Raw genomic sequence first — 26,818 nt, 5'->3', positions numbered from 1 at the left:
GCCCGTTCGGCGGCGGGCGTTCAGAGGCCGATCCGGAGCGGGGTGAGCCGGGTGGCGATCAGGTTGGTGGCGCCGCGGTCGCGCTCGATCAGGCCGTGCACCAGCAGGCCGGCCCGGTCGAGGGCGGTGCGGCGTTGCGACTCCCAGACCGGGCGGTTGCAGATCACGTTGATCAGCCCGGTCTCGTCCTCCAGGCTGAGGAAGAGCACCCCGCCGGCTGTGGGCGGCCGCTGCCGGTGGGTGACCAGGCCGCCGACCACCACCGCCGTCCCCGGCGGCACGTCCGGGAGCCGGTCGGCGGGGAGTGCGCCGCCGCGCTCCAGGTGGGCGCGCAGGTGCTGGAGCGGGTGGCTGGTCGCGGAGGTGCCGGTGGCCCACAGGTCGGCGATGGTCTCCTCGACCGGGCTCATGCCGGGCAGGTCGGGGGCGTCGACGCCGGGGGTGGTGCCGGGGATGAGCTCCGCCGAGACTCCGGCGAACGCCCCTGCCGACCAGAGCGCCTGACGACGCGTCAGCCCGAAGCAGTCGAAGGCGCCGGCCGCGGCCAGTGCCTCCAGGGCGGGCGCGGGCAGGCCGGTGCGTCGGGCGAAGTCCTCCAGGTCGGCGTACGGCTGCCCGGCGGCGATCGCCTCGGCCTGCGGGCCGCCGATGCCGCGCACCGTCTCCAGGCCGAGCCGGATGGCGGGCTGCGGGCGGCCGGCGGTCAGCGGCGGCTTCGGGGTCGGCCCCCGGTACGGCTCCAGGGTGGGGCGCGGACGGCTGGCGTTGACGTCCACCCCGCGCACCCGGACGCCGTGCCGCCGCACGTCCGCGACCAGGCTGAGCGGCGAGTAGAAGCCCATCGGCTGGTTGGCCAGCAGGGCGCAGGTGAAGGCCGCCGGGAAGTGGTGCTTGAGCCAGGCGCTGGCGTACACCAGGTAGGCGAAGCTGATCGCGTGGCTCTCCGGGAAGCCGTAGTTGGAGAAGGCCTCGATCTTGCCGTAGACGTCCTCGGCCACCTCGGGCGGGATGCCGCGCTCGGCCATGCCGGTGAGCAGCCGCTCGCGGAGGCGGGCGACCCGCTCGTGCGAACGCTTGGCGCCCATCGCCTGGCGCAGCCGGTCGGCCTCGGCGGGCGTGAACCCGGCGCAGTCGATGGCGAGTTGCATCATCTGCTCCTGGAACAGCGGCACCCCGAGGGTCTTGCCGAGGGCGTTCTCCATCAGCGGGTGCGGGCAGCCGGGCGGCTCCACCCCGGCACGGCGGCGCAGGTACGGGTGGACGGATCCGCCCTGGATCGGGCCGGGGCGGATCAGCGCGACCTCGACCACCAGGTCGTAGAAGTGATCCGGCTTGAGCCGGGGCAGGGTGGCCATCTGTGCCCGGGACTCGACCTGGAAGACGCCCACGGTGTCGGCCCGGCGCAGCATCGCGTACACGCCCGGGTCGTCGTCCGGGATGGTCGCCAGGTCGTAGCGCAGTCCGTGGTGTTCGGCGATCAGGTCGCAGGCGTCGTGCAGTGCGGCGAGCATGCCGAGGCCGAGCAGGTCGATCTTCACCAGCCCGGCGGCGGCGGTGGACTCCTTGTCCCACTGCAGGACGGAGCGCCCGGGCATCCGGGCCCACTCGGTCGGGCAGATCTCGCCGATCGGCTCCCTGGTGAGCACCATGCCGCCCGAGTGGATGCCCAAGTGGCGTGGCAGACCGTGGAGTTGGGTGGCGAGCGAGAGCACGTCGGCGGGGATGACGGCGTCCGCGCCGGGGGCGGAGCGGAAGTCGGTCTGCCGGCTGAACGCGTCGACCTGCCCCTGCGGGTAGCCGAGCACCCGGGCGGCGTCGCGGATCGCCAGCCGGGGCCGGTAGGTGATCACGTTGGCGACCTGGGCGGCGTGCGCCCGGCCGTAGCGGCGGTAGACGTACTGGATGACCTCCTCGCGGCGGCGGTTCTCGATGTCCAGGTCGATGTCCGGCGGCCCGTCCCGGGCGGTGGAGAGGAAGCGCTCGAACAGCAGCTTGTAGTGGACCGGGTCGACGGCGGTGATCCCGAGGGCGTAGCAGAGCGCCGAGTTGGCGGCCGAGCCGCGGCCCTGGCACCAGATGCCCTCGCGGCGGCAGAAGTCCACGATGTCGTGCACGATCAGGAAGTAGCCGGCCAGGCGGAGGTCCTCGATGACGTCCAGTTCCCTGGCGAGCTGACGGCGGGCGGCGGCGTTGCCGGGGCCGAAGCGGGCCGGGCCGCCGGCCGCGGCCAGGGCGCGCAGGTGGCTGATCTCGGTCTCGCCCTCGGGCACGGGGTAGCCGGGCAGCTCCGGGTCCAGCCCGGCGAAGTCGAAGGCGCAGGCCCGGCCGAGTTCGGCGGTGGCCTGCCGCACGCCCGGGAAGCGGGCCAGCCGGGCGGCCATCTCGCGGCCGGAGCGCAGGTGCGCGGTGCCGGACGCCCTGGTCCAGCCGGCCGCCTCCTGCAGGGTGCGGCGCTCGTGCAGGGCGGCGAGGCTCTGCGCGAGGCGGCCCTGGGCGGGCCCGGCGTGGTGGGCGTTGGTGGAGGCGACGACGGGCAGCCGCAGCTCTCCGGCGAGCGCGGCGAGGGCGTCGTTGCGCCGGTCGTCACCGGGCAGCCACTGGTCGATCAGCTCGACGTGGACGTTCTCGCGGCCGAACGCCTCGGTGAGGGTGTGGAGCCGGCGCTCCGCCTCGGCCCGGTCGGGCAGCGCGGCGGGGACCCGGCCGAGGCGGCAGCCGGTGAGCACCGCCCAGTGGCCGTCGTGCGCCCCGGCCAGCGCGGCGAGGTCGTACGCCGGGCGGCCCTTGGCACCGCCGGCCAGTTGGGCGGCGGCGATCGCGGCGGAGAGGCGGCGGTAGCCGGCCGGGTCGCGGGCGAGGACCAAGAGGTGTTCGGCGCCGCCGTCGTGACGGATCGTCAGCTCGGCGCCGAAGGCGGTGGCCACGCCCGTGCCCCGGGCCGCCTCGGCGAGCCGGACGGCGCCGTACAGGCCGTCGTGGTCGGTGATCGCCAGGGCCTCCACGCCCAGCCGGGCCGCCTCGGCGACCAGGTCCTCCGGGTCGCTGGCGCCGTCCAGGAAGCTGAAGGCGGAGTGGACGTGCAGTTCGGCCCAGGGTTCGGCGCCGTCGGCGTCCTCGGGCGCGACGGCGGGGGGCGCCCCGGCGGGGCGGCGCAGCGGGACGACCGTGCGGTCCGGAACGACCGTGCGGTCCGGCGCGGCGCCGGTCAGCCGGCGGTGCAGTTCGCTCCACGGGAGAGTGGGGTGGCTGGTGAAGCCCATCGGGGGTTGCCTTCGTCGTTCTCGTGCCGGTGCTGCTCCCCCCCTGGTCCTGCGGAAGGCCGTCAGTCGTAGCCGGCCTCCAGGTGCCACTCACCCCCCTCCACGGTGAGCAGTAGCGCCCGGCCGCCGCCCACCACCACCTGGAACCGCGCCCGGCGGCGGGCGAGCGACTGGTCCCACCAGGACTCGACCGCCGGCCAGGGGCCCGTCCAGCCCTCCACCCGCTCCTCCCGGCCCCGGACCACGACCAGGGCCGGCCGGGCCGACACCCCCGCCCGGCCGTCCACCGTCACCGGCCGGCCGGCCGCGTCCAGCACCCGCACCGGTGCGGGCTCGCGCAGCACCATGGTCGGCCACGGGTCCGGCAGCCGGCCCGGCCAGGGCGCGCCCACCGACGCCGCCGCCTCGTACGGCTCGCCCCACGGCACCCTGACCTGCCGCTCGCCCGGGCCGCGGCCGCCGGCCGGCTCGATCCGGCGCAGCCCGGCGTGCCCGAGCACCGCCTGCACCCGGGCCACCGCGCGCTCCACCCGGTCGTCCGCGACGGCCTGGCCCCACAGGGCGAGCTGGCGGCCGCCGTCCGGGGAGAGGCCGTCCGGGGCCAGCCGGAGCAGGGTGAAGCCCTCCCCGGAATCGGCGAAGGTGCCCGCGCCCTGCCAGGCCTGCAACTGCCAGCGGACCCGCTCGGCGAGCGCCGTCGCCGACAGCCGGCCCTCGTGCCGCCACAGCCGGGAGGCCGTCCGCCCGTCCGCGCAGGCCACCTCGACGGCCACCCGGCGGCAGACCAGCCCGGCCCCGGCCAGCTGCCGGTGCAGCCGCTCGGCCAGCGTGCGGGCGACGAACACCAGCGGCTCGGCCAGTGGCTCCGGCGGGTCGAAGTGCTGCTCGACGGCGAGGTCCGGCCCCTGGTCGCGCGGCGCCAGCGGGCGCGGCTGCAGGCCCCGGGCCAGCCGGTGCGCGGCAGTCCCGGACGGGCCGAAGCGGTCGGCGACCGCCTCGGGCGGCAGCGCCGCGAAGGATCCGACGGTGGGCAGGCCGAGCCGCCCGAGCAGTTCGGCCGGCGCCTCGTCGCCCAGCACGGCCACCGGGTACGGGGCCAGGAACTCCGCCGTCCGGCCGGGCGGCACCAGCACCCCGGCGCGGGCGGCGAGCACGGCGGCGAACAGGCCGTCCGCGATGCCGATCCGGGCGCACGGGGCTTGGGCTTCGTGCGCGGGGGTCGGCCCGGGGGTCGGCCCGGGGCTGGACGCGGGTTCGGCAGCGGATTCGGGCGCGGGTTCGGACGCGGGTTCGGATCCGGCCGGCGCGCCCGGAACGGCGTCCGGGACGGGCGGCCGCCCGAGGGCGTCCGCCACCGCCGCGCCGACCAGGGCCGCCAGCGGCTCCTCGCCGCCGAAGTAGCGGCCCGGGCCCTTCACCGGGATCGCGCACAGGCCCGGACGGACCACCTCCACCCGGGGCGTGAACGCCTCCACCGCCGCGACCACCGGCTCGAAGCGGCGGGTCTCCGCCTCCGGATCGCGATCGCGCAGCTCCAGCGCCGGGCAGAGCCGCTGGGCCAGTTTGAGCCGCTGCCCCTGCCGCACCCCGGCCGCCCGGGCAGCCGCCGAACAGGCCAGGACCCGCCCGCCCTCGGTCACCGCCACCGGGGTGTCGGGGTCGTCGCCGGCGACGGCCACCACCGGCCAGTCCGGGCACCAGACCGCCAGCACCCGGGGAGTACGGTCGTCCGCCATCTCACACCACCGCCGCGACGGGCTGCGGGAGCTCCGGGGACGACGGGGACTCCTGCGATCCCGCGGACTCCCGCACCGGCCGCACCGCACCGTGCTCGTCCGGCAGCCAGAGCCGGGCCGTCCGGCCGCGCACCGCCGAGCCGCGCCCCTCGGCCACCACCTCCACCTGCCGCCCGGCGAGCTGCCCGTGGCCGTCCCCCAGCCCGAACCAGCGCCCGGACCGCACTCCCAGCCGCAGCGCCGCCCCCGGCCACGGCCCGGCCACCAGCAGCACGCAGCCGTTGCGCCGCAGCACCGCCGCCAGCCGGGCGGCCAGCTTCGGCGGCACCGGCCCGTCCGGGCGCAGCATGACCAGCTCCACCGCGCCGGCCAGCACCGACACCACCTCGGGCCAGTGCGGGCCCGGGTCGTCCGCCAGCAGCAGGCGCCGCAGGTCCAGCCCGTACCCCTCGGCGGCGGCCAGCCCGAGGTCCGGCAGCCCGACCGCCGCCGCCCAGCCGCCCTCGGTCTCCCGGACCCCGGCGGCCAGGGCCAGCAGCAGCCCGGTGTCCCCGCCCGCCACCGACACCGCCGACCCGCGCCGCAGCCCGCCGTCCGGCAGCACCCCGCGCAGCGCCGGCACCACCGGCAGCAGGCCGCCGGGCGCGGCGCCGGACGCCCCGGCCCCCGGCGGGGCAGCCGGGGACGCCACCGGTCGGAGCCGGGGGCGCTCGACGGTGGATTCGAAAATAGATTCGAAAGCGGACACAACCCCAGGATCGAACATCCGTTCGTAAAGATTCAAGTCCGAGCCGTCGTCCCATTCCGTCACTCTCCGTGCACCCGGCCGCGATGGACACCACCAGGGGCGATGTCGGCGCGCTCGGCACGGGGGCCCGATCGCCGTCACCGAGCGTGCCCCGTACGGCCGGCCCGCACGGGGTGCACGAGGTGCACGAGGTGCGCGGGTAGACGGCGGGCGGCGGACGGGTGGGGCTCAGTCGGCGAACTCGCCGATCAGCCGCCAGACTTCGGCAGGCTGCTCCTCCTGGGCGAAGTGCCCGGCGTCGGCCACCACCGCCGTGGTCAGCCGCCGCACCCCCGCCTCGCGGAAGCCCCGCGCGTACGCCCGCAGGTCGCCGCCCTCGCGGTCGCCCCGCAGGTACAGCAGCGGGGTGTCGACGGGCCCGGCCGCGGCGGACGCGGCATTGTCCCGGGCGTCCTGCGCGAAGGCGCGGTAGAGGTCGAACCCGGCGGTGAGCGCCGCCGGGCCGCCGTAGGCGGCGGCGTGGGCGGCGCGCGATTCGGCGGTGATCCGCCGGGGGTCGGCGGACAGCACGTCGTAGAAGTAGTCGAAGTACGCGGCCTGGCGCCCCTGGACCAGGGTCTCCGGCAGGCCGGGGACGGCGTGCAGGCCGAAGTGCCAGATGTACGGGTTGCGCAGCACGTCCTCCCACGGCGGGACGCCGGGAATGACGGTGTTCATGATGACGACCCGGCCGACGCGCTCCCGGTCCCCGGCCTCCCGGTAGCGGCGGAGGTAGGCGTAGGCCGCCATCCCGCCGGCGTCGTGGCCGATCAACGTGGCGTCGGCAAGGCCGAGTTCGCGCACCAGGGCGCGCACCACCGCCGCCAGTCCGCGCTTCGAGCCGCCGTCGACCGCGCCGACCGATCCGCCGATGCCGGGCAGGTCGACGGCGATCGTCCGGGCGTCGTCCGGCGCGGCCGCCATCACGCCCAGCCAGGTCCGCCAGGACTCCGGCCAGCCGTGCAGGAGGAGGTACGGCCGGCCCTCGGGGTCACCGGACTCCACGACGTGGAGCGTGCGGCCGTCGAGCGGGACGTGCGAGTGACGAAGGTCAATAGACATGAATCATGTCTACCAAACGACATGTGGCATGTCTATTGGAGTAGGCTGATCACATGAGCGACGACATCCCCGGAGACCGGCCCGAGCGGCCCGCCTTCGAGCGCGGCACCGGCTTCCTGCTGGCCCGCCTCGGCTCGCTCACCACCCGCTCCTGGACGGCCTTCCTCGGCGAGCACCGGCTGACCCAGAGCCAGTACGCCGCCCTGGTCGCGCTCCACCAGCACGGGCCGGCGGGCCAGCGACGACTGGCGGAGCTCGTCGCCGTCGACGCCCGCAACCTGGTCCCCGTCCTCGACCAGCTCGCGGCCCGGCAGCTCGTCGAACGCCGCCCGCACGACACCGACCGCCGCCGCCGGGTCGTCACCCTCACCGAGGAGGGGCGTGCGCTGGTCGCCGCCGTCGCCGCCGCGGCCGGTGCCGAACAGGACCGATTCCTGTCCGCCCTGGACGCCCCGGACCGCGAGCACCTCAACCGGCTGCTCCACCGGCTGTACGAGGCGCACGTCGACCAGGCCGAGTCACCGTGAACGCCGCCACCGCGGCAGCCACGGAACGAAATGCAGTGGACGCCGATCATGTGATCAGCAGACTGAATACATGACCATCACGGACGGCAAGACCGACCTCCGGATCTACCTCCAGGACGCCCGCGACGTCCTGCTGTGGAAACTCGACGGGCTCTCCGAGTACGACCTCCGGCGCCCGCTCACCCCCACCGGCACCAACCTGCTGGGGCTGGTCAAGCACGTCACCGGCGCCGAACGGCTCTACCTCGGCGACACCTTCGGCCGTCCCTTCCCCGAGCCGACGCCGCTCTGGTACCTCGGCGAGACCGAGCCGAACGCCGACCTGTGGGCGCGGGCCGACGAGAGCACCGAGGAGATCGTCGGCCGCTACCGGCGGGTCTGGGCGCACTCCGACGCCACCATCGACGCCCTGCCGCTGGACGCGGTCGGCGAGTTGCCGTTCGGCACCCGCCCCCGGCAGACCCTGCACCGGGTGCTCGTCCACCTGATCGCCGAGACCCACCGCCACGCGGGCCACGCCGACCTCGTCCGCGAACTCGTCGACGGCGCCACCGGCCAGCGCCCGGACGGCCTCAACACCGCGCCCGGCGACGCCTCCTGGTGGCAGGACCACCACGCCCGCGTCGAGCAGGCCGCCCGCGAGGCCGGCGCGACCGCCGAAGGGCCGCGCGCGTGAAGTACGTCGAACTGGACGCCCGGATCGGCGAATCGACCGGAGTCATCTCCCCGCGCCGCTACCTCGCGGAACTGCCCCGGCTGGCCGCCGACCTGCCGCCGGGCGCGGCCGCGTTCGCCACCGACCCCGGGCACTACGACTTCGCCGGGCAGCGCTGCGTGAAGGACCTCACGCTCAGCGGGTTCCACCCCGGCCGCGACGGCACCGACACCGCTACCGGCACGGGCGTCGGCACCCTGGAACTGCGGTTCCGGCACAACTGCTGGAAGCACGAGGAGGACCTGGTCATCCGCTACCGGGCGGTGACCGGCATCGAGTTCGACGGCCTCGGGGAGCCCTCGTCCTGGGAGGACCTCGGGCCGGTCATCCTGGACGAGATCCTCCCGCACGACCAGGGTTGCACCCATGAACTGGCGTTCCGGCCGGGGAGGTTGACGGTCACCAGTGCCGATCTCACGGCCGGGTGGGTCGCGTCGGACTGCCCCGACGCCCGTCGAGGCTGAGGGGCGGCCGGAGTGTCGGACAGGACAGTCGTGGGGCAGGCCGTGCGGACGGCCGTCGCCTGCTTCGCGTGCGGGGGCGATTCCGTGCGGAGCGTCGGGCAATTCCTCTACGAAGAAAGGGAGGTGTGGTGGGACTCCGAGCAGACCTGCTCCGACTGCGACGCCACCCTGTGCGAGTACACCGGGTCGCAGCCGACGCCGCAGGACGTCAGGGAGGCGCTGCTGGCCGTGCACGGCCCGGCTCGGCTGCGGCTCACCGCGCCGCTCGCCGACCGGCTGGGAGCGCTGCGGGTGATCCGGGAGGGCGCCGGGGAGTCACTGTCTCGCGCAGGTGAACTCCTCGACGAGCTGCGGGACTTCGGGTTGAGCGGGACGACCGTGGAGATGGCCTGGTGGCGGGTGCGGCTGGGCGAACGGGGCATCGCGGCGGAGGTCGCGAACGGGTTCGGCCGGGCGTACCGGTACGTGGGCCCGCCGGAGTTGCGTGCCGCCGTCGACCCGGGCACCCCCGGCGGCCGGCCGGTGCGGACCGCCGCCGAGTTCGCCGCCTGGGCGCAGGCCGAGGAGCACGCCGAGCCGTCGACCTTCGTGGTCGATCTGGCCGGCGCGCTGCGGCTCGCCCCGCGCCGCAGCGAGCACGTGGCGTGCGCGGGCGGGGAGTCGGTGCTGAGCGCCGGGGAGATCGCGTTCCGGAAGTCGACCGACGGCTGGGAGGTCCGGACGGTCAGCAACCAGTCCACCGGCTACTTCCCGGACGTCGCCTCCTGGCCCGCCGTCGCCGCCGCCCTCGACCGGATCGGGCTGCCGCACCCCGGCGGCTTCACGGAGGAACTGGTGTTCCGCCGCTGCCCGGCGTGCGCGCGGTGCGGCATCGTCCGCGACGGGCACCACGTGTGCGTGTTCTGCGACGCCGACCTGCCCGCGCACTGGAACGTCGACGTGCCGGCGACGGCGTAGTCCGCAGGTCGGCGCCGACCGTCGCGGTGTCGGGCCGGGCCGCTAGGGTCTGGTGGTCAGGGGAACGGACGGCGAGAGGTGGGCACATGGGGTGCGCGCGGGCGGCGGGGCTGCCGGGCGGGGTGGTGCACGCGGCGAGCCGGGAGTTCCTGCTGCGGGAGGGCCTGCCGCAGAGCGGGGCGTTCCTGGACTTCGGGGCGCTCGGCGCCGGCCCGCTGAGGCCGTTCCCGGCCGGGGCCGAGCGGCTGTTCGTCCTCGGCGAGACGGAGTACTGCGCGCCGTACGCCGCCGCCGGCAGCCTGGTGCTGCTCGACGGCACCACCGGCCAGGTGTTCCTCGGCGACGGCGGGCCCCGGCGCGACCTGCTGGCCTCCGGCCTGCCGGCGCTGGCCGGGCTGGTGCGGGAGGTCGAGGCGGTCGCCGAGACGGCCGGCCGGACGGACGCCCTGGACGGGCGGCGCGGCCCGGCGGTGGTGGCCGAGGTGATGGCCGGCGCGGAACTGCGGATGCGCGCCCTCGACCCGGACCTGTACGACCACGCCCCGACACCCCCCGCGCACTGGGGCACCGCACTGCTGGTCCGGGCCCTGGGCTGGGGCGCGCTGCCGGGCGGCCCGGACGGGCCGGCGTACACGGTCGGCTCCGAGCTGGTGACGGAGCTCGCGGCGCTCACCGACGAGGACGACGGCCCCGGCCAGGTGCACCGCTTCCGCCCCGAGGACCTGCCCGCCGCCCTGGTGCACCGGCCCACCCGGCACCTGCTCACCGAGATCGGCCTGCCGACCGGCGGGGCGATGTTCGGCGCGTGCGCGGCGCCGCTGGTCACCATGGCCGAGGCGTACCCGGAGTACTTCGACGGCGAGGAGCTGCGCCCGTACCAGCGGGACTTCCTGGCCCTCGGCGACTGGCCGACCGACCTCACCATCGCCCTCGACGGCGCGACCGGCCGGCTGGAACTGCCCGACTGGTACGACGACGGCCAGCCGGAGGCGTACCTCAACCAGGACCTCACCGCGCTGCTCTACGCCCTGTGGACGTACGAGCGGCTGCGTGCCGAGTGGGAGCGCTGGGAGGGCGGCCGGGGCCGGGACACCTGGGCGGTGTTCGACCCGCAGTCGCTGCTGAGCACGGTGGTGGACCGGCTGGTCGAGGCCGTCGACCCAGCGGCGTTCGCCTCGCCCGGCTGCTCCTGGCGGCTGCTCGCCGAGGACGGGCACCTGGGCGGGCTGCTCGGCTGACGGCGGGCGGGCGGGGCAGCGGGGGCACGGGGCGGGCGGGGCAACAGCGGCGCGGGGCGGGCGGGCGGGGACGGCACGGGGCCGGGCGTCCGCCGTCCTGGCCGCGCCGGGCCCGTCCCGCCGGTACGCTGCCCCGGTGACGAACAACCGTACGGCGGGCGGCGGGCGAAGACGGGCGATGGCGCTCGGCGTCGTCGCGCTGCTCTCCCTCGCGTCGGCGGGCGCGGTGTACGGCCTGCTGTACGTACGGTCGTCGGACTTCGACGAGCGCTGCGAGCGGGGCCTGGTGACGGGCGGCGGGCAGCTGCTGGAGACGGGCGCGTCCTGGCTGCCGCCGGACGCGTGGTGCCGCTTCGAGGAGCAGAGCGTGTCCGCCACGCCGTTCTGGGCGCTGCTGCTGTTCTACGCGCTGCTGACCGTGGTCGTCTGGTCGGGGACGGCCCTGGTGCGCGTGCTGCGGCCCCGCCCGTACCCGGGCCTGGAGTGGCAGCCGGGGCACGGCCAGGGCTGGTGACGCCTCGCCGGTGACGCCGCCCGGTGCCCCCGCCGTGCCGGGGCTGCCGGTGTTCGAGCGGACGGTGCAGGTCAATAGGGTGCACCCGTGCGCGTATTGCTGGTGGAAGACGATGAGCCGGTCGCCGAGTCGCTGCGGCGAGGGCTGGTGCGGTACGGGTTCGAGGTCGCCTGGGTGACCACCGGTGCGGCAGCGCTCGCCGAGGCCGACCCGTACGACCTGGTGCTGCTGGACCTCGGACTGCCCGACACCGACGGGCTGGACGTCTGCCGGGCCCTGCGCCGGCGCGGCGACGTGCCGATCATCGTGATCAGCGCGCGCAGCGACGAGACCGACCGGGTGGTCGGGCTGGAGATCGGCGCCGACGACTACGTGTCCAAGCCGTTCGGCGTGCGCGAGGTCGTCGCCCGGATCCGCGCCGTGCTGCGGCGGGCGCGCCCTGCGGGGCAGCAGGCTGCCGCCGGCCCGGACCGGTACGGACCGCGGCTCACCGTGGACCGCCGGGCCGCCCGGGTCCGGCTGGACGGCGCCGAGCTGCCGCTCACGCCCAAGGAGTACGACCTGCTGGCCTTCCTCACCGAGGAGCCGGGCGCGCTGATGTCGCGCGAGCAGATCATGGAGGCGGTCTGGGACGCCAACTGGTTCGGGCCCACCAAGACGCTGGACGTGCACGTGGCCGCGCTGCGGCGCAAGCTCGCGGGGGCGGTGGCGATCGAGGCGGTGCGCGGGGTGGGGTTCCGGCTCGTGGTGGCGCCCGTCGCGGCCCCGGACGACTCCCCTTGATCCGGCGGCTGATCGTCAGCTACGTGCTGCTGGTCGGCGTGGCGCTGGCCGCGTTCACCGTGCCGGTGGCGTTCACGCTGACCGCCCAACTGCGCGGGGACACCGAGGAGTCGGTGCGGCGCGAGGCGACCGCCATGGCGCTGCTGCTCGGCGACGGCGACGCCCCCGCCCGGCAGGCGCTGGCCCGGGTGGCCGGCGCGTACGCCGACGAGACGCCCGGGACGGTCGAGGCGGTGGCGGCGGACGGCACCGCCGTGCCACCGCTGCCGCCCGCCCCTCCCGGGGACACGGCGATCACCAGGGCACTGCGGGAGGGGCGCAGCACCGCCGACTGGGGTTCGCGGTTCGTCTGGGGGCCGCAGCTGGTCGTCACCGTGCCCGCGTACGCCCGGGGCGACCACCAGCGGATCGTCGGCGCGGTGCGGATCCGCTACGCCACCGCCGACCTCAGCGACCGGCTGTGGCGGATCTGGGGCTTCCGGGCCGTCCTCGCCGTCGGAGTGCTGGCGGTCGCCGCCGGGCTGGGCGCCATCGTCGCCCGGCTGCTGACCAAGCCGCTGCGCCTGCTCAACGACATGGCCAGCCGGTTCGGCGACGGCGACCTGACCGCCCGCTCCCCCGTCACCGGCCCGCAGGAGACCCGCACCCTGGCCCGGACCCTCAACCAGGGCGCCGAACGGCTCGACACCCTGGTCGCCTCGCAGCGGATCTTCGTCGCGGACGCCTCGCACCAGCTGCGCACCCCGCTGACCGCGCTGCGGCTGTCCCTGGACAACATCGCGGACGGCGTGGACGACGAGCTCGTCCGGGAGGACGTGGAACAGGCCACCGCCGAGGTGGTCCGGATGAGCCGGCTGGTCAGCGGGCTGCTGGTGCTGGCCCGGGCCGAGGCCAAGGTGTCCGCCCCGGAGCCCGTGGCGCTGCGCGACCTGGTCGAGGAGCGGCTGGACGTCTGGCGGCCGGCGGCGGCGGAGCGCGGCGTCTGCGTGGCCCTGGTCGTTCCGGGCGGAGCGACCGGGGTGGTCGGATCGACCGGGACGGTCGGGACGGTCGGGACGGTCGGAACGACCGGGCCGGACGAGCGGCCGTCTGCGCTGGCCGTACCGGCGGTGCTGGCCGGGCCGGGCGGGCTGGAACAGGTGCTGGACAACGTGCTCTCCAACGCCCTGGAGGTCTCGCCGGACAGCGGCACCATCACCGTACGGATCACCGCCGGCGCCGCCGGGAACTCCCACGAGGGCCCCGGCGGCGCGGGCGACGGAACCACGGTGCTGGAGGTGCTGGACCAGGGGCCCGGGATGTCCGACGCCGAGAAGTCCCGGGCCTTCGACCGGTTCTGGCGTGGGCAGGGCCTCACCGGGCGGTCCGGCTCGGGCCTCGGGCTCGCCATCGTCAAGCAGCTGGTCACCGACGACGGCGGCACCGTGGTCCTCGCGGACGCGCCCGGCGGCGGGCTCTGCGTGCGGATCACGCTGCGCAACGCGGCCCGAGGCGCGGCGGTCCGGGGCGCGGCGGTTCGGGGCGCGGCGGTTCGGGGCGCGGCAGCCCGGGGCGCGGCGGTCAGCTCTCGGCGGGGAGCACCGAGGAGTGGTGGTTGATGATCAGCCACTTGCCGCCGCGCTTCTCGTACTCGTAGCTGTAGCGGGCCTCGACCTGCTTGGTGGCGCCGGTGGCCGGATCGGTCAGGTAGAAGCGGTAGAGGCCCGCGTCGACGGCCGAGTTGGCGTCCAGGACGTTGATCACCGACCGGACCTTCTCGCCGCGCGGTTTCTTCTGCAGGAAGTGCTCGAAGTAGTCGACGATCCCGGCGCGGTCGGTGCGGATCACCGGCGAGGCGGTGGGCAGCAGGACGGCGTCCGGGGCGTAGCGGTCGGCGACCTTCTCCGCGTCGCCGGTCCGCAGCGCGGCGTTCCACTGGTCGAAGAGCGAGGAGATCTCACGCTCGGACGGCTTGCCGCGCCGGTTCGGCTCCTCCCCCGCCTGGGCCGCCCCGACCCCGGCGGTGAAGGTACCGACCGCGGCCACCACGGCGGCGGTGCCGAGCACGGCGCGGGTACGGAACTTGGACTTCATCGGGCCTCCTGGGGGTGGGGGGGTCGCGGTCGGGCACCGTGCGACCGGCGATTGCACGACCGGCGAGCTCGCCACCGACGAACTCATGACCGGTGTGACCGCCGTCGCTGCGGCGATCGCGATGATCGTTAAGGTCTGTTCCGGCGGGTCCCGCCCCGTTCCGGGCGGGCCCGTTCTCCGGTGCACCCACTCTCGCGGGGGCCGGGTTAGCGGCCGTCCAGCGGACGGCAAAGGCACGGCCAAAGCTGCGCCAAATTCGTTCGGGGGAAAGGGAATACGGAACGTGGACAGTGATGCGAAAGGCCTCTACCTGAGGTTCGCCGAGCGGGAGGCACGCGGAAACTCGCCGGTCTACCAGGAGTTGGCCGAACGCGTGGCGCAGGACGGGCCGCTGCTCGGACTGTTGGAGCGCCTGCCGGAGGCCAAGCGGCAGCCGAACCTGCTGTTCGGCGCCGTCCGCCACCTGGGCGGGCCGGTCACGGAGGGCTGGCCCGCCTTCCGTGACTGGGCCGCGGCGCACTGGGCCGAGGTGTCGGCGACCATGCTGGAGCGCCGGACCCAGACCAACGAGGCGGGTCGCTGCGCCACCCTGCTGCCGCTGCTGGCGACGCTGCCGCAGCCGCTCGCGCTGATCGAGGTGGGAGCCTCGGCGGGTCTGTGCCTGTACCCGGACCGGTACCGGTACCGGTACCTGACGGCGGGCGGGCTCGGCGAGTTCGGCGGGCTCGGCGGGCTCGGCGAGTTCGGCGAGTTCGGTGCCGAGGGCAGCCCGGTGACGCTGGACTGCGCGGTCAGCGGGCCGGTGCCGCTCGACGGGTCGTTGCGGGAGCGGCTGCCCGAGGTGGCGTGGCGGGCCGGGATCGACCTCAACCCGCTGGACGTCCGGGCCGAGGAGGACATGCGCTGGCTGGAATCGCTGGTCTGGCCGGAGCAGACCCACCGGCTGGAGCGGCTGCGCGGCGCCGTCCGGGTCGCCCGGGCCGAACCGCCACTGCTGGTGCGCGGCGATCTCAACGCGACCGTACGGGAGTTGGTGGCGCGGGTGCCGGCGGGGGCGACGCCGGTGGTGTTCCACAGCGCGGTGCTCGCGTACCTGCCGCCGGAGGCCCGGGAGGAATTCGCGGCGACCATGCGCGAACTGCCCGGGCACTGGATCTCCAACGAGGCGGTCTCCGTGCTGCCGACCGTCGCCGCCCGCCTGCCCCGCCCGGCTCCCGAGGGGTCCGGGCTGTTCGCCCTCGCCCTGGACGAGCGGCCGGTGGCCTTCACCGGTCCGCACGGGCAGTCGCTGGACTGGTTCGGCGGCGCGTGAGCCGGAAGCCGGGGCCGTGGGCCCCAGGCGCGAAGCGGTTCGCCGTGCGGGCTTGAAGTTGCCGCAACGGCAGCTTCTACCGTCGTGACCAGGGCCGGAGCCTCCGGCCCTGGTCCACGCGAACGTGGGACGGGAGAGGAGACGGCATGACCGCCTGGCCGATCGCCGAGGTCGCCCGGATGTCCGGAGTGACCGCTCGGACCCTGCGGCACTACGACGAGATCGGGCTGCTGCCCCCGGCCGGAATCGGCTCCAACGGCCACCGCTACTACGGGGAGCGGCAGTTGCTGCGGCTGCAGCAGATCCTCGTGCTGCGGGCACTGGGCGTGGGGCTCGGCGAGATCGCCCGGATCCTCGGCGAACAGGTCGACGAGCTGGCGGCCCTGCGCGGCCACCACCGGCGGCTGGTCGCCGAGCGCGACCGGCTGGACGCCCTCGCCGCCACCGTCTCCCGCACGATCGCCGACCTGGAACGCGCCCGAGAGGACGACGCCACCATGACCGCCATCAACCGCCCGGAGAACCTGTTCGAGGGCATCCGGCCCGCCGACGTCGAGGAGAGCCTGCGCGACTTCCCCGAGCACGCCGAGGCGGCCCGGCGCGCGACCGCCGCGATGAGCCCGGCCGAGATCGAGGCCGGCCAGCGTGAGCGGACCGCGCGGATGGTCCGGCTGGCGGAGCTGATGGCCGCCGGCCACCCCGCCGACGCCGGGCCCGTCCAGGACATGATCGAAGAGGAGTACCGGCTGCTCGGCACCCTCCGGTCGGACGCCGGACCGGGCCCGGCCACGGGCTCCGGGACGGAGGCGGACCCGGCCCCGGCGGCCGTCCCGGCGGCCGAGTACCGCGCGATCGCCCGCTCCTGCACGGAGAACGAGCAGTGGCGCGCCGCCTACGAGGCGATCGCCCCCGGCCTGGCCGCGTACCAGCGGGCGGCCATGGAGGCCTACGCGGCGGCGCTGTCGGCCTGAGCCCGGGGCCCGGGGACCGGGCGGGCGGTGCACGGGCGGGCGGTGGACGGGCGGCGGCTGTTGGACGGGGGCGGCCCGGTGCTCGCGCTGACCGGCCCGCACCCCCCTCCCCGCCCGGGGACCGGGGATCGGGGATGGGGGACCGGGGATCGGGCGGACCCTGCCGTCACTCCGTCCGCAGCGCCGTGACCGTCCTGGTCCGGGCCGCCCAGGTGGCGGGGAGGGCGGCGCCGAGCAGCGCCAGCACCAGGCCGCCGAGTATCAACGGCCCCACCACCGACAGGTCGAACACCGTGAGGTCCGCCTCGGGCACCCCGACTCCGGCGGCGCGCGCCATCGCGGGCATGACCTGGTGATGCACCAGGATCCCGAGCGGCACCCCGATCAGCCCGGCCACCAGCCCGCTGCCGCAGACCGAGGTGAGGACCATGCCGATCGTCTGCCGGGGCGACATGCCGAGCGCCTTGAGCACCCCGAGGTCGTGCACCCGCTCCCGGGTGTCCAGCAGCACCGTGTTGAGCACCCCGAGCCCCGCGACCACGGAGAGCAGCACGGTGAGCGTCCCGGCCAGGGTGTTCATCGCCAGTATGACGAGGTTGATGTGCTGGCCACCGGGCTCGGCACTGAGGCCCATCGGGCTGACGGCGGCGTCGAGTGCGTCCACGTACGCCTGGACATCGGTGCCCGGGGTCAGGTCGATGTGGAAGGAGGTCGCCTCGGTCTGGACGGCGTTGCCGAGCGGGGCCAGCGTGGCCCGGTCGACGAACACCGTGTCCTCCGTCGCGAGGATCTCGCCGGTGATCTTCGCCGGGACGCTTCGGCCGTGGTCGGTGAGGGCGACGGTGTCACCGATCCTCGCCTGGTTGGCGCGGAGGTAGTCGGTGCCGACCACGATCTCGCCGGGGCCCCGGAACCAGCGGCCGGAGACCACCTGGTAGCCGCTGCGTGACGTGTCCCCGGAGAGCGCCATCACATGGGACCGGGTGGTGCTGCCGGCCGGCACGACCGTGCTCGGCGTGCTGCTGTACCAGGCACGGACCCCGGGGCGGGCCTCGATCGCCTTGGCCACGGCCGCCTCGTCCACGTGGTCGACCGGTGTGGAGCTGTCGACCGGGACCTCGACCAGGACCTGGTCGGACCGGCCGGCGGTCAGCCCTTCCTGGAAGACGCCGAGCGAGAGGGCCAGGCCGACCGAGAGCGTCACCCCGATCGTGCCGAGGACCACCGCGACGGCCGTGGTCACCGAGCGGGCCGGCCGGTTGAGCGGGGTCGCCAGCCCGAGGCTGAACGCGCGCGACACGGGAAGCCGGCCGATCAGCTCCCGGCCCCGGGCGGCCCGGCCGCCGCCCCCGCTCCGGCCCGTCCGGCCCCGGCCGGCCGCGCCCCCGGTGCCGACCCCCGCCCGGCCGACCGCGAGCGCCTCCACCGTGCGCAGCCGCCCGGCCCGCAGGGCGGGCACCAACGCGGTGCCCGCCACGGCCGCCAGGGCCACGCCCGACACGACCACGTCCACCCACAGCGGGATGCCGAGCAGGCCGCCGTGCAGCGCCTTGTGGGCCAGCCCGAGGACGGGCACCGAGAGCAGGTTGCCGCCGAGCACGCCGAGCGCCGTGCCGACCCCGGCGGGGATCAGTGCCTGCCCCACGTAGGCGCGGGCCACCTGGACCGGGGTGAAGCCCAGGGACTTGAGGATGCCGATGCGCCGGGTGGCGGCGCCGACCGCGCCGCTGACCACCACCCCGATGATCAGGACCGACATGGCCAGGCCGAGCACCCCGTAGGCCGTGACGAACGGGACGAAGGTCGAGGCCGTCCGGTTGGCCTCCTCCTGGGCCGGGCGGTAGGAGGTGGCCCGGGTGAGGGCACCGCCCGGGACCGCGGCGGCGAGCGCGGCGTGGTCGGCGGTCACCTCGGCGTCGCTGCCGGCGTGGGCGAAGCGGTACAGGTACTGGACCGCGGGCGCCGTCCCGGGCGCGGTGAGCCCGGCGACCTGCTCGGGGGCGATCCAGCCGTCCGCGCTCCAGGAGACGGAGGAGGCCAGGCCGACCACCTTGAGCACGGGCTGCCCGGGCAGGTCCGGGAACTGCACGCTGTCGCCGACCGCCACCGGGGAGTGCCCGTCCAGGAACACCACCTCGCCCGGGCCGGCGACCCACCGGCCCATGGTGATCCGCAGGCTGTCCAACGGGCCGTCCTGGGCCCGGCCGACCAGGGTCATCGGCGGGAGCGGGCTGCCCGGCGGCGGCATCTTCGAATCGGCGCCGGAGCGCGGCCGCACGGCGACCGCCGGGTAGGGGCCGGACGAGGCCGTCACGCCCGGCACGCCGGCGGCCGCGGCGAGCTGGGCCGGGCTCACCCTGCCCTGGTCGTACAGCACGTTGAGGTGGGCGCCGTGCTGGGCGGTGAAGGCGCGCTGGTACGGCCCCTGGGCGGAGACCAGCAGCCCGGTCGCGAGGATGCACGCCGTCACGGACATCATCGTGGTGAGCACCATGACCAGGGTCTGCACCCGCTTGCGGCCGACGCCGGCCCGCACCACCTTGCTCAGCGCGCTCATCGGACCGCCCCGGGGCTCGGCGCGGCCGCCGTGTCCCGCACCAGCCGGCCGTCGAGCAGCTCGATCGTCCGGCGGGCGCAGGCCTCGGCGAGCGCCGTGTCGTGGGTGACCAGGAGGATCGTCTGGCCCTCCTCGTTGAGCCCGCGCAGCAGGTCGCGGACGTCCGCGGCGGAGGCGGTGTCCAGCGCCCCGGTCGGCTCGTCGGCCAGCAGCAGCGGCGGCCGGTTCATCAACGCCCGCGCCACCGCGATGCGTTGGCGCTCACCGCCGGAGAGCCGCCCCGGGAAGGCCTTGGCGTGCCGGGCCACCCCCAGCCGCTCCAGCAGTTCCTCGGCCCGGGCCCGGGCCTGCTCCCGGCGCATCCCCGCCAGCTGCGCCGGGAGCAGCACGTTGTCCAGCGCGTTCAGGTCGTCCAGCAGGTTGAAGAACTGGAACACCATGCCGATCCGGGTGCGCCGGTACTCGGCGAGCGCGGCCTCGCCCAGCTCGTGGACGGCCACGCCGTCCACCTCCACCCCACCCTCGCTCGGGCGGTCGAGGCCCGCGATCAGGTTGAGCAGGGTCGACTTCCCGCTGCCCGAACGGCCGAGCACGGCCAGCGCCTCGCCGGCCCGCACCTCCAGGTCCAGCCCCGCCAGCGCGGGGCGGGCGGCGTCGGATCGGTCGTACGTCTTGCTGACGCCGCGGATCCGGATGATCGGCGCGTTCACGGGCTCCTCCATGTTCCGAACACCGGCCCGGTAAGTCCCGTCCGGCTGACGGAACATGACGCTACGGATCCGTGACGGGTCGTCGACAGCCGTCTGGACGGCCTCTCACAGGTGTATCCAGATACACCCCGAACTGGGTGTTCAGACCTAGAGCGCCGGGCCTTCCCGGCCGTGCAGACTTGGCCACCGGCGAGACCGAAGGATCGGGATCCGGGGCCGGGCTCCGGACTGAGGAGGGGGTGCGACATGGGTGTCGGCATGGTGGGTGGAATCGTGGGCGCGAGCCTCGCGGGTGCGGGGCTCGTGAGCACGGTCATGGCGGGTTCGGGGGTCGTGGGCAAGGCCGCCCGGAAAGTGGGGCGCGCCTGCCTGGACGGCATGCGGGCCTGGTACGCGGTGACGCTGGCGGTGTCGGGGCTGGTGGCGCTGCTGGCCGGGCCGGTCCTCCTGGTCTCGGCGCTGTTCGGACCGGACGAGTCGCGGCCGTTCGGGCCCGGCGGGCCGCTGATCCTGCTGGTCCCGACCGGGCCGGTCGCGCTCTGGGCGCTGTGCTGGGCCACCGGCGGCGGCGGCCGGGCGATCGGGGCCGCCCTGTTCGCCCCGGGCGCGCTCGCGGTGGCGGCCACCCACATCTACGGCGGCGCCCCGCCCGGCGGGCGGTCCGGGTCGTTCTGGCTGGCGCCGGCGATGGTGGTGTTCGCATTGCTCGGCATCCGCTGGGCCGCGGCCGAGGGCAGGCGGGTCGTGGGGCGGTGGAGCGGGCAGCCGATCCCGCTGCCGTACCACCGGGCGCCAGGCGCCGGCCCGTGGCAGCGACTGCGGACCGGCGGCTGGCTGACCGACCGGGCGACCTGGCGGGACCTCGCCTGGGTGCTGCTGACCGGCTGCGCCGCGCTGCTCACGGCCGCCGTCGTGGTCCTCACCCCGATCGCCCTGGAGGTCCTCGGGCGGAACGGGCCCCTCGTCGCGCTCGGCGTCGTCTACGGGATGGGGATGTGCGTCGCCCCGTTCGCCGCACTGTGGGCCGCCCCGTCTGTGCTGCGGCTGCACGAGCGGTCCGCGCGGGCGCTGCTCGGGCCGTCCCGACAGGACGAACTCGCCCGCCAGGTCAGCCACCTGGCCCGGACCAGGGCGGACACCATCGACGCCGGGGCGGCCGAGCTGCGCCGGATCGAACGGGACCTGCACGACGGGGCGCAGGCCCGGCTGGTGGCGCTGGGCATGCTGCTGTCCGTGGCCGAGCAGTTGAAGGGGGATCCGGAGGCGATCGGGCCGCTGCTGACCGAGGCCAGGCTGTCCTCCGTCAAGGCCCTGAGCGAGCTGCGGGACCTGGTCCGGGGCATCCATCCCCCGGTGCTGGCCGACCGGGGCCTGGCCGACGCGGTGGAGGCCACCGCGCTGGACCTCCCCCTGCCGGTCACCTTCGACGGCGGTCTGCCCGGCCGGGCTCCGGCCCCGGTGGAGTCGGCCGCCTACTTCGCGGTGAGCGAGCTGCTGGCCAACGTGGTGAAGCACGCGGGCGCCTCGCGCGTGTGGATCGACATAGGGCACAGTGACGGGCTGCTGAGGATATCGATCACCGACGACGGGCGCGGCGGCGCCGACCCGTCGCGGGGCACCGGCCTCAGCGGAACCGAACGCCGACTGGCCGCCTTCGACGGAGTGCTCGCGATCAGCAGTCCACCCGGTGGCCCGACCATCGTGAACCTGGAGATCCCGTGCGCGTTGTCATCGCCGAAGACCTCTTCCTCCTCCGGGACGGCCTGACCCGGCTACTGGAGGCCAACGGCATGAAGGTCACCGCGGCGGTCGAGACCGGCGACCAGCTGCTCGCCGCGGTGGCCGCCGACCTGCCGGACATCGCCGTGGTGGACGTCAGGCTGCCGCCGACCTTCACCGACGAGGGCCTGCGCGCGGCCCTGGCGGCCCGGCAGGCGCACCCGGGTCTGCCCGTCCTGGTGCTCTCGCAGTTCGTGGAGCAGCTGTACGCCCGGGAGCTGCTGGCCGGCAGCACGGGCGGGATCGGCTACCTGCTGAAGGACCGGGTCCTGGACGGTGCCACCTTCATCGACGCCATCCAGCGCGTCGCCCAGGGCGGCACCGCGATGGACCCGGAGGTGATCACCCGGCTGCTCACCCACACCTCCTCGGCCGGTCCGGTCTCCACTCTCTCCCCGCGCGAACGGCAGGTCCTGGGGTTGATGGCGGAGGGCCGGTCCAACGCGGCGATCGCCCAGCAGTTGGTGATCACCGAGCGGGCGGTGGCCAAGCACACCGCCTCGATCTTCGTCCGACTCGACCTCCAGCCCTCCGACGACGACAACCGCCGGGTCCTGGCCGTCCTGGCCTACCTCAACAACTCCTGACCGGCCCCCGAGCCCACGCCCCCTGACCGCGACACCCGGAATCCGAAACTCTTGACGAACTCCTGACAAAACTGGTGGGCGCCCCTCCGCTGCAGGGGGCTCGCCCGTCTGGAAACGGGTCATTTAGGCTGGTGACGTGCTCATCCTTGTTCGTCGCCGCCACGTGGACCTGCTCCGCGTGACGAGCATGTCCTGTCGACGCTCCAGCTGAACCTCGCGCCACACCCTCAACGGCGGCCCCAGCCGGCCGCCACCACCACCCGGCTCCCGGGGCACCCGCCGCATCAGGCGCTGCCCCGGCCGCCCCCCGGTCGACCACCGGGACCAGCCGGGACGAGACCCAGCGGATGTCACAAATGACGCAGCAGCACACGCCCATACCCTCGACCGGCACCGACCCGGCCCCGGCTCCCGCCCCCACCCCCGCGCCCGCCCCCAGCCCCGCGCCCACCACCGAGTCCTCCCCCGCTCCCACCACCGGGGAGCACCCCGAGGCCCTTCCGGTGATCGACCTCTCGCTCGCCGACGGCAGCCCGGAGGACCGGCTCCGCCTCCACGACGCGCTCCGCACCGCGGCCACCGGGGTCGGGTTCTTCCAGCTCGTCGGCCACGGCGTCACCGCGGCCGAGACGGCCGCGCTCACCGGCGCCATGCGGGCCTTCTTCGACCTGCCCGAGGCCGAGCGGCTGTCCGTGAGCAACCTCAACTCCCCGCACTACCGCGGCTACACCCGCACCGGGGACGAGCGCACCGGCGGCAGCCAGGACTGGCGCGACCAGCTGGACATCGGGGCCGAACTGCCCCCGCACGTCCCGGGCGCCGGTGAGCCGCCGTACTGGTGGCTGGAGGGCCCCAACCAGTGGCCCGCGGCGCTGCCCGAACTGCGCACCGCCGCGCTCGGCTGGATCGACCGCCTGGGCGCGGTCGCCGGCCGCCTGCTGCACGAGCTGCTCGCCGCGATCGGCGCCCGCCCCGACTTCTACGACGCGGCCTTCGCGGGCCACCCCCACCTGCGCCTGAAGCTGGTCCGCTACCCCGGGACCGCCCCGGACGGCGCCGGGCAGGGCGTCGGCGCCCACAAGGACTACGGCTTCATCACGCTGCTGCTGCAGGACACCGTCGGCGGGCTCCAGGTGGAGCGGCCGGACGGCAGCTTCCTGGAGGTCCCGCCGCTGGAGGGCGCCTTCGTCGTCAACCTCGGCGAGCTGCTGGAGGTCGCCACGGACGGCTACCTCAAGGCCACCAGCCACCGCGTGGTCAGCCCGCCCGGTGCCCGTGAGCGCTTCTCCGTGCCGTTCTTCTACAACCCCCGGCTCGACGCCCACATCGAACCGCTGGACTTCCCGCTCGCCCACCACGCCCCCGGCGCCACCGCGGACCCGGACAACCCGCTCTTCGCCGACTTCGGCCTGAACGAGTGGAAGGGCTACACCCGCGCCCACCCCGAGGTCACCCGCCGCCACCACGCCGACCTCATCGGCCCCGCCGCCCGCTGACCCGCCGCCCGCTGACCCGGCGGCCCTGCGCCCCACGGCCGACGCCCCCGTCCCGCCCGCCGAACCCGGCCGCGGGACGGGGGCGTCGGCCGTCCGGAGCCCTGCCCGGCCCGGCCCGGCACAGCGTGCCCCGATCCCGGTGGACCGCGACGGTGGGCACTGTCACACTGCTGCTGTCACAGCGGGAATGTGCCAGCGCGGGAGGCAGCAGATGGGGGAGCACGGCGCCGGAACGGGCGAGGTGCGGCTGACGGTGGACGAGTTGGCGGCGCGGGCCGGGATGACGGTGCGGACGGTGCGGTTCTACGGGACGAAGGGTCTGCTGCCGCCGCCCGATCTGGGGCCGCGCCGGGTGGGCCTGTACGGGGCTGCCCACCTGGACCGGCTGGAGCTGATCGAGGAGTTGCAGCGCCAGGGCCTGACGCTGGCCGCGATCGAGCGCTACCTGGCCAGGCTGCCGGAGGACAGTTCGCCGCTGGACCTCGCGATCCACCGGGCGCTGGTGGCGTCCTGGACCCCCGGGGCGGCCGAGGAGGCGAGCCGCGCGCAGCTGGAACGGCGGGCCGGGCGCGGGCTGTCGGAGGAGCAGGTCGACCGCCTGGCGGCGATGGGGGCGCTGGAGCGGACGGACGACCCGGAGCTGTTCCGGGTGGACCCCGGGCTGCTGCCGCTGGGCGTGCGCGTCCTGGACGTACCGATCCCGCTGGAGACCCTGCTGGCCGCCCGCGCGGTGGTGGTGGAGCACAGTCGGGCGACGGCACGGGAGTTGCAGCGGCTGTTCCGGGAGACGGTGTGGAAGCCGTACCGGGAGAGCGAGCCCGCGCCGGAGGAGCTGGCCCGGATGAAGGCGCTGACCGACCACATCCAACCCATGGTGGCGCAGGCGCTGGTCACCGCGTTCCAGCGGTCGCTCCGGGAGGAGCTGGGCGAGGAACTGGCCGAGGAACTGAGCGAAGAACCGGCCGAGGAACTGAGCGAAGAACCGGGCGAGGCACCGGCCGGCGAGGCCGGCTGACCCGCCCGGTCGGCGAACCGGGTGGGGCCGTGCCGGGCACGGCCCCACCCCCGGCCACCACGGGCCCGGCCGGTCAGTCGGTGAAGGTACGCCCCTCGGCCGCGATCCGCTCCAGCAGCGCGGGCGGCGCGAACCGCTCGCCGTACGCGGCGGCGAGCTCGCGGGCCCGGGCCGCGAAGCCGGCCGGGCCGCCCTCGTACCCGTTGATGTACTGGAACACGCCGCCGGTCCAGGCCGGGAAGCCGATGCCGAGGATCGAGCCGACGTTGGCGTCGGCGACCGAGGTCAGCACGCCCTCCTCCAGGCAGCGCACCGAGTCCAGCGCCTCGCTGAACAGCATCCGCTCCTTCAGGTCCTCGAAGGGCACCTCGGCCGCGTCCGGGCGGGAGAAGTGCTCGACCAGCCCCGGCCAGAGCCGGCCGCGCTTGCCGTCCGCGCCGTACTCGTAGAAGCCCGCGCCGCCGCTGCGTCCGGGCCGGCCGAACTCGTCGACCATCCGGTCGACGACGGCGTCCGCCGGGTGCGGCGTCCAGGTGCCGCCGGCGGCCTCGGCCGAGCGCCGGTACTCGTCGCGGATCTTGCGCGGCAGGGTGAGGGTGAGTTCGTCCATCAGCGAGAGCACCTTGGCGGGGTAGCCGGCCTGGCCGGCGGCCTGCTCGACGGAGGCCGGGTGGATGCCCTCGCCGACCATGGCGACGCCCTCGTTGATGAACTGGCCGATGACCCGGGAGGTGAAGAAGCCGCGCGAGTCGTTGACCACGATCGGGGTCTTGTCGATCTGCCGGACCAGGTCGAAGGCGCGGGCCAGCGCCTCGTCGCCGGTCTGCGGGCCGCGGATGATCTCGACCAGGCGCATCTTGTCGACCGGCGAGAAGAAGTGCAGTCCGATGAAGTCGGCGGTGCGCCGGACGCCTTCGGCGAGCAGGCCGATCGGCAGGGTGGAGGTGTTGGAGCAGAGCAGCGCGTCGGGGGCGACGACGCCCTCGATCTCCTCGAACACCTTGTGCTTGAGCTCGGTGTTCTCGAAGACGGCCTCGATCACGGCGTCGCAGTCGGCCAGGTCGGCGGCCTCGGCGGTGGGGGTGATCCGGGCGAGCAGGGCGTCGCGCTTGGCCTCGGTGGAGCGGCCGCGGGCGACGGCCTTGTCCAGCAGCCCCGCGCTGTAGGCCTTTCCGCGCTCGGCGGCCTCGACGGTGACGTCCTTGAGGACGACGTCGATGCCGGCCCGGGCGCAGGCGTAGGCGATGCCCGCGCCCATCATCCCGGCGCCGAGCACGGCGACCTTGCGGACGAGCCGCTTCTCGACGTCCTTGGGGCGTCCGGCACCGGAGTTGACGGCCTGCATGTCGAAGAACAGCGCCTGGATCATGTTCGTGCTGGTCTGCCCGCAGGCCAGCTCGGTGAAGTAGCGGGCCTCGATCACCATCGCGGTGTCGACGTCGACCTGGGAGCCCTCCACCGCCGCGGCGAGGATGTTGCGCGGGGCCGGGTAGGGCGCGCCGTTCAGCTGCTTGCGCAGGTTGGCCGGGAAGGCCGGCAGGTTGGCGGCGAAGGCGGGGGTGGCCGGGGTGCCGCCGGGGATCCGGTGGCCCTTGACGTCGTACGGCTGGACGGCGGTCGGGTTGGCCTCGATCCAGGCCTTCGCGCGGGCGGTCGACTCCTCGACGGTGTCGACGAGTTCGTGCACCAGCCCGTGCTCCAGCGCCTGCGCCGGGCGGTACTGCTGCCCCTGCAGCAGGAACTTCAGCAGGGCGTCGGTGATGCCGAACAGCCGCACCGTGCGGACCACTCCGCCGCCGCCCGGCAGCAGGCCGAGGGTGACCTCGGGGAAGCCGATCCGGCTGGCCGGGGTGTCCACGGCGATCCGGTGGTGGCAGGCGAGGGCCAGCTCCAGGCCGCCGCCGAGCGCGCTGCCGTTGAGGGCGGCGACGACCGGCTTGCCGAGGGTCTCCAGGGTGCGCAGCGCGCGCTTGATCCGCATGGACTTCTCGAAGACCTGCGCGGCGTCGCCGGGGCGGGCGGCGGAGAGCATCCGCAGGTCTCCCCCGGCGAAGAAGGTCTTCTTGGCGGAGGTGATCACCACGCCGCGCAGCTCGTCGGCGGCGGCGAGCGCGGCCAGCCGGCCGACGACGGCCTCGAAGTCGGCGGTAAACGCCTCGTTCATGGTGTTGACGGACTGGGTGGGGTCGTCGAGGACGAGGGTGACCACGCCGTCCTGGTCCTGCTCCCAGCGGATGGTGGTGGTGTCGCTCATCAGGTTCTCCAGATCTACCGG

The 26,818-nt window shown here is 75.2% G+C and carries 22 protein-coding genes; 14 read left to right on the top strand and 8 right to left on the bottom strand.

All coding sequences use genetic code 11. The features are described from left to right. Positions 1–20: 20 nt before the first annotated feature. From ACPC54_RS02780 to ACPC54_RS02765, 4 genes are all read right to left on the bottom strand, one after another. Positions 21–3,260, bottom strand: coding sequence for an error-prone DNA polymerase (locus ACPC54_RS02780; protein ID WP_498960431.1), 3,240 nt, complete (start codon positions 3,258–3,260; stop codon positions 21–23). A 62-nt stretch (positions 3,261–3,322) separates the two neighbouring features. Continuing rightward, positions 3,323–4,996, bottom strand: a complete 1,674-nt coding sequence (locus tag ACPC54_RS02775) for a DNA polymerase Y family protein (protein ID WP_498960429.1) — start codon at positions 4,994–4,996, stop codon at positions 3,323–3,325. 1 nt (position 4,997) lies between these two features. Then, a complete protein-coding gene (imuA', locus tag ACPC54_RS02770; protein ID WP_498960427.1) occupies positions 4,998–5,744 on the bottom strand; it encodes a DnaE2-dependent mutagenesis accessory factor ImuA' in 747 nt (248 codons plus the stop codon). 228 nt (positions 5,745–5,972) lie between these two features. Next, positions 5,973–6,845, bottom strand: coding sequence for an alpha/beta fold hydrolase (locus ACPC54_RS02765; protein ID WP_498960425.1), 873 nt, complete (start codon positions 6,843–6,845; stop codon positions 5,973–5,975). A gap of 53 nt (positions 6,846–6,898) precedes the next feature. Here ACPC54_RS02765 and ACPC54_RS02760 point away from each other — a divergent pair, with 53 nt between their 5' ends. From ACPC54_RS02760 to ACPC54_RS02725, 8 genes are all read left to right on the top strand, one after another. Continuing rightward, positions 6,899–7,372, top strand: a complete 474-nt coding sequence (locus ACPC54_RS02760) for a MarR family winged helix-turn-helix transcriptional regulator (protein WP_498960423.1) — start codon at positions 6,899–6,901, stop codon at positions 7,370–7,372. Positions 7,373–7,442: 70 nt separating this feature from the next. Next, the gene (locus ACPC54_RS02755) at positions 7,443–8,048 is read left to right on the top strand and encodes a DinB family protein (RefSeq protein ID WP_498960422.1); all 606 of its coding nucleotides are present in this window, start codon (positions 7,443–7,445) and stop codon (positions 8,046–8,048) included. Continuing rightward, positions 8,045–8,551: a hypothetical protein gene (locus ACPC54_RS02750; RefSeq protein WP_498960420.1), complete on the top strand. Its 507-nt coding sequence runs from the start codon at positions 8,045–8,047 to the stop codon at positions 8,549–8,551. The genes ACPC54_RS02755 and ACPC54_RS02750 overlap by 4 nt, the downstream gene beginning before the upstream one ends. 123 nt (positions 8,552–8,674) lie before the next feature. After that, positions 8,675–9,508 carry a hypothetical protein gene (locus ACPC54_RS02745; protein WP_498960418.1) on the top strand — a complete coding sequence of 278 codons (834 nt, stop codon included), beginning with the start codon at positions 8,675–8,677 and terminating at the stop codon, positions 9,506–9,508. Positions 9,509–9,594: 86 nt separating this feature from the next. Beyond that, complete coding sequence (locus tag ACPC54_RS02740) at positions 9,595–10,746, top strand: SUKH-4 family immunity protein (RefSeq protein WP_498960416.1); 1,152 nt, start codon at positions 9,595–9,597, stop codon at positions 10,744–10,746. 136 nt (positions 10,747–10,882) lie between these two features. Then, positions 10,883–11,260, top strand: coding sequence for a hypothetical protein (locus ACPC54_RS02735; protein ID WP_498960414.1), 378 nt, complete (start codon positions 10,883–10,885; stop codon positions 11,258–11,260). A gap of 87 nt (positions 11,261–11,347) precedes the next feature. Then, positions 11,348–12,043 (top strand): response regulator transcription factor, encoded by a 696-nt coding sequence (locus ACPC54_RS02730; protein ID WP_498960412.1) that lies wholly within the window; start codon positions 11,348–11,350, stop codon positions 12,041–12,043. Then, positions 12,040–13,641: a sensor histidine kinase gene (locus ACPC54_RS02725; RefSeq protein ID WP_498960410.1), complete on the top strand. Its 1,602-nt coding sequence runs from the start codon at positions 12,040–12,042 to the stop codon at positions 13,639–13,641. The genes ACPC54_RS02730 and ACPC54_RS02725 overlap by 4 nt, the downstream gene beginning before the upstream one ends. On the opposite strand, the gene ACPC54_RS02720 is transcribed toward ACPC54_RS02725, so the two are convergent. After that, positions 13,604–14,116 carry an SgcJ/EcaC family oxidoreductase gene (locus ACPC54_RS02720; RefSeq protein WP_498960408.1) on the bottom strand — a complete coding sequence of 171 codons (513 nt, stop codon included), beginning with the start codon at positions 14,114–14,116 and terminating at the stop codon, positions 13,604–13,606. The two genes, ACPC54_RS02725 and ACPC54_RS02720, sit on opposite strands and share 38 nt — an antisense overlap. 283 nt (positions 14,117–14,399) lie before the next feature. Here ACPC54_RS02720 and ACPC54_RS02715 point away from each other — a divergent pair, with 283 nt between their 5' ends. Next, positions 14,400–15,428 (top strand): DUF2332 domain-containing protein, encoded by a 1,029-nt coding sequence (locus ACPC54_RS02715; RefSeq protein WP_498960405.1) that lies wholly within the window; start codon positions 14,400–14,402, stop codon positions 15,426–15,428. 146 nt (positions 15,429–15,574) lie between these two features. Then, the gene (locus ACPC54_RS02710; RefSeq protein WP_498960403.1) at positions 15,575–16,399 is read left to right on the top strand and encodes a MerR family transcriptional regulator; all 825 of its coding nucleotides are present in this window, start codon (positions 15,575–15,577) and stop codon (positions 16,397–16,399) included. Between the two features lie 166 nt (positions 16,400–16,565). Here the strand turns inward: ACPC54_RS02710 and ACPC54_RS02705 are convergent, their stop codons facing one another. Further along, positions 16,566–18,956, bottom strand: a complete 2,391-nt coding sequence (locus ACPC54_RS02705; protein ID WP_498960401.1) for an FtsX-like permease family protein — start codon at positions 18,954–18,956, stop codon at positions 16,566–16,568. Continuing rightward, positions 18,953–19,678 (bottom strand): ABC transporter ATP-binding protein, encoded by a 726-nt coding sequence (locus ACPC54_RS02700; protein ID WP_498960399.1) that lies wholly within the window; start codon positions 19,676–19,678, stop codon positions 18,953–18,955. Before ACPC54_RS02700 ends, ACPC54_RS02705 begins: the two co-directional genes overlap by 4 nt. A 291-nt stretch (positions 19,679–19,969) precedes the next feature. On the opposite strand from ACPC54_RS02700, the gene ACPC54_RS02695 reads away from it, so the two are divergent. The 4 genes from ACPC54_RS02695 to ACPC54_RS02680 all read left to right on the top strand — a co-directional run bounded on the left by ACPC54_RS02695 (position 19,970) and on the right by ACPC54_RS02680 (position 24,543). Next, positions 19,970–21,433, top strand: coding sequence for a sensor histidine kinase (locus ACPC54_RS02695; protein WP_498960397.1), 1,464 nt, complete (start codon positions 19,970–19,972; stop codon positions 21,431–21,433). Beyond that, a complete protein-coding gene (locus tag ACPC54_RS02690; protein ID WP_045705293.1) occupies positions 21,385–22,032 on the top strand; it encodes a LuxR C-terminal-related transcriptional regulator in 648 nt (215 codons plus the stop codon). The genes ACPC54_RS02695 and ACPC54_RS02690 overlap by 49 nt, the downstream gene beginning before the upstream one ends. Before the next feature lie 356 nt (positions 22,033–22,388). After that, positions 22,389–23,528, top strand: a complete 1,140-nt coding sequence (locus ACPC54_RS02685) for an isopenicillin N synthase family dioxygenase (protein ID WP_498960395.1) — start codon at positions 22,389–22,391, stop codon at positions 23,526–23,528. A gap of 211 nt (positions 23,529–23,739) precedes the next feature. Next, entirely contained in the window at positions 23,740–24,543 is an 804-nt protein-coding gene (locus ACPC54_RS02680) for a MerR family transcriptional regulator (protein WP_498960393.1), read from the top strand. Between the two features lie 73 nt (positions 24,544–24,616). On the opposite strand, the gene ACPC54_RS02675 is transcribed toward ACPC54_RS02680, so the two are convergent. Further along, complete coding sequence (locus ACPC54_RS02675) at positions 24,617–26,797, bottom strand: 3-hydroxyacyl-CoA dehydrogenase NAD-binding domain-containing protein (RefSeq protein ID WP_498960391.1); 2,181 nt, start codon at positions 26,795–26,797, stop codon at positions 24,617–24,619. Positions 26,798–26,818: the final 21 nt, after the last annotated feature.

It is taken from the genome of Kitasatospora sp. NPDC094028 (assembly GCF_049543595.1).
Classification (GTDB): Bacteria; Actinomycetota; Actinomycetes; order Streptomycetales; family Streptomycetaceae; genus Kitasatospora.
This window is presented reverse-complemented; position numbering and strand designations above follow the sequence as displayed.

Bases quoted from the DNA above. Each gene is read 5' to 3' on its own strand.
- ACPC54_RS02680 (WP_498960393.1), top strand. From the start codon at position 23,740: ATGGGGGAGCACGGCGCCGGAACGGGCGAGGTGCGGCTGACGGTGGAC.
- ACPC54_RS02760 (WP_498960423.1), top strand. From the start codon at position 6,899: ATGAGCGACGACATCCCCGGAGACCGGCCCGAGCGGCCCGCCTTCGAG.
- ACPC54_RS02700 (WP_498960399.1), bottom strand. From the start codon at position 19,678: ATGGAGGAGCCCGTGAACGCGCCGATCATCCGGATCCGCGGCGTCAGC.
- ACPC54_RS02720 (WP_498960408.1), bottom strand. From the start codon at position 14,116: ATGAAGTCCAAGTTCCGTACCCGCGCCGTGCTCGGCACCGCCGCCGTG.
- ACPC54_RS02740 (WP_498960416.1), top strand. From the start codon at position 9,595: ATGGGGTGCGCGCGGGCGGCGGGGCTGCCGGGCGGGGTGGTGCACGCG.
- ACPC54_RS02780 (WP_498960431.1), bottom strand. From the start codon at position 3,260: ATGGGCTTCACCAGCCACCCCACTCTCCCGTGGAGCGAACTGCACCGC.
- ACPC54_RS02775 (WP_498960429.1), bottom strand. From the start codon at position 4,996: ATGGCGGACGACCGTACTCCCCGGGTGCTGGCGGTCTGGTGCCCGGAC.
- ACPC54_RS02705 (WP_498960401.1), bottom strand. From the start codon at position 18,956: ATGAGCGCGCTGAGCAAGGTGGTGCGGGCCGGCGTCGGCCGCAAGCGG.
- ACPC54_RS02710 (WP_498960403.1), top strand. From the start codon at position 15,575: ATGACCGCCTGGCCGATCGCCGAGGTCGCCCGGATGTCCGGAGTGACC.
- ACPC54_RS02765 (WP_498960425.1), bottom strand. From the start codon at position 6,845: ATGTCTATTGACCTTCGTCACTCGCACGTCCCGCTCGACGGCCGCACG.
- ACPC54_RS02755 (WP_498960422.1), top strand. From the start codon at position 7,443: ATGACCATCACGGACGGCAAGACCGACCTCCGGATCTACCTCCAGGAC.
- ACPC54_RS02675 (WP_498960391.1), bottom strand. From the start codon at position 26,797: ATGAGCGACACCACCACCATCCGCTGGGAGCAGGACCAGGACGGCGTG.
- ACPC54_RS02685 (WP_498960395.1), top strand. From the start codon at position 22,389: ATGACGCAGCAGCACACGCCCATACCCTCGACCGGCACCGACCCGGCC.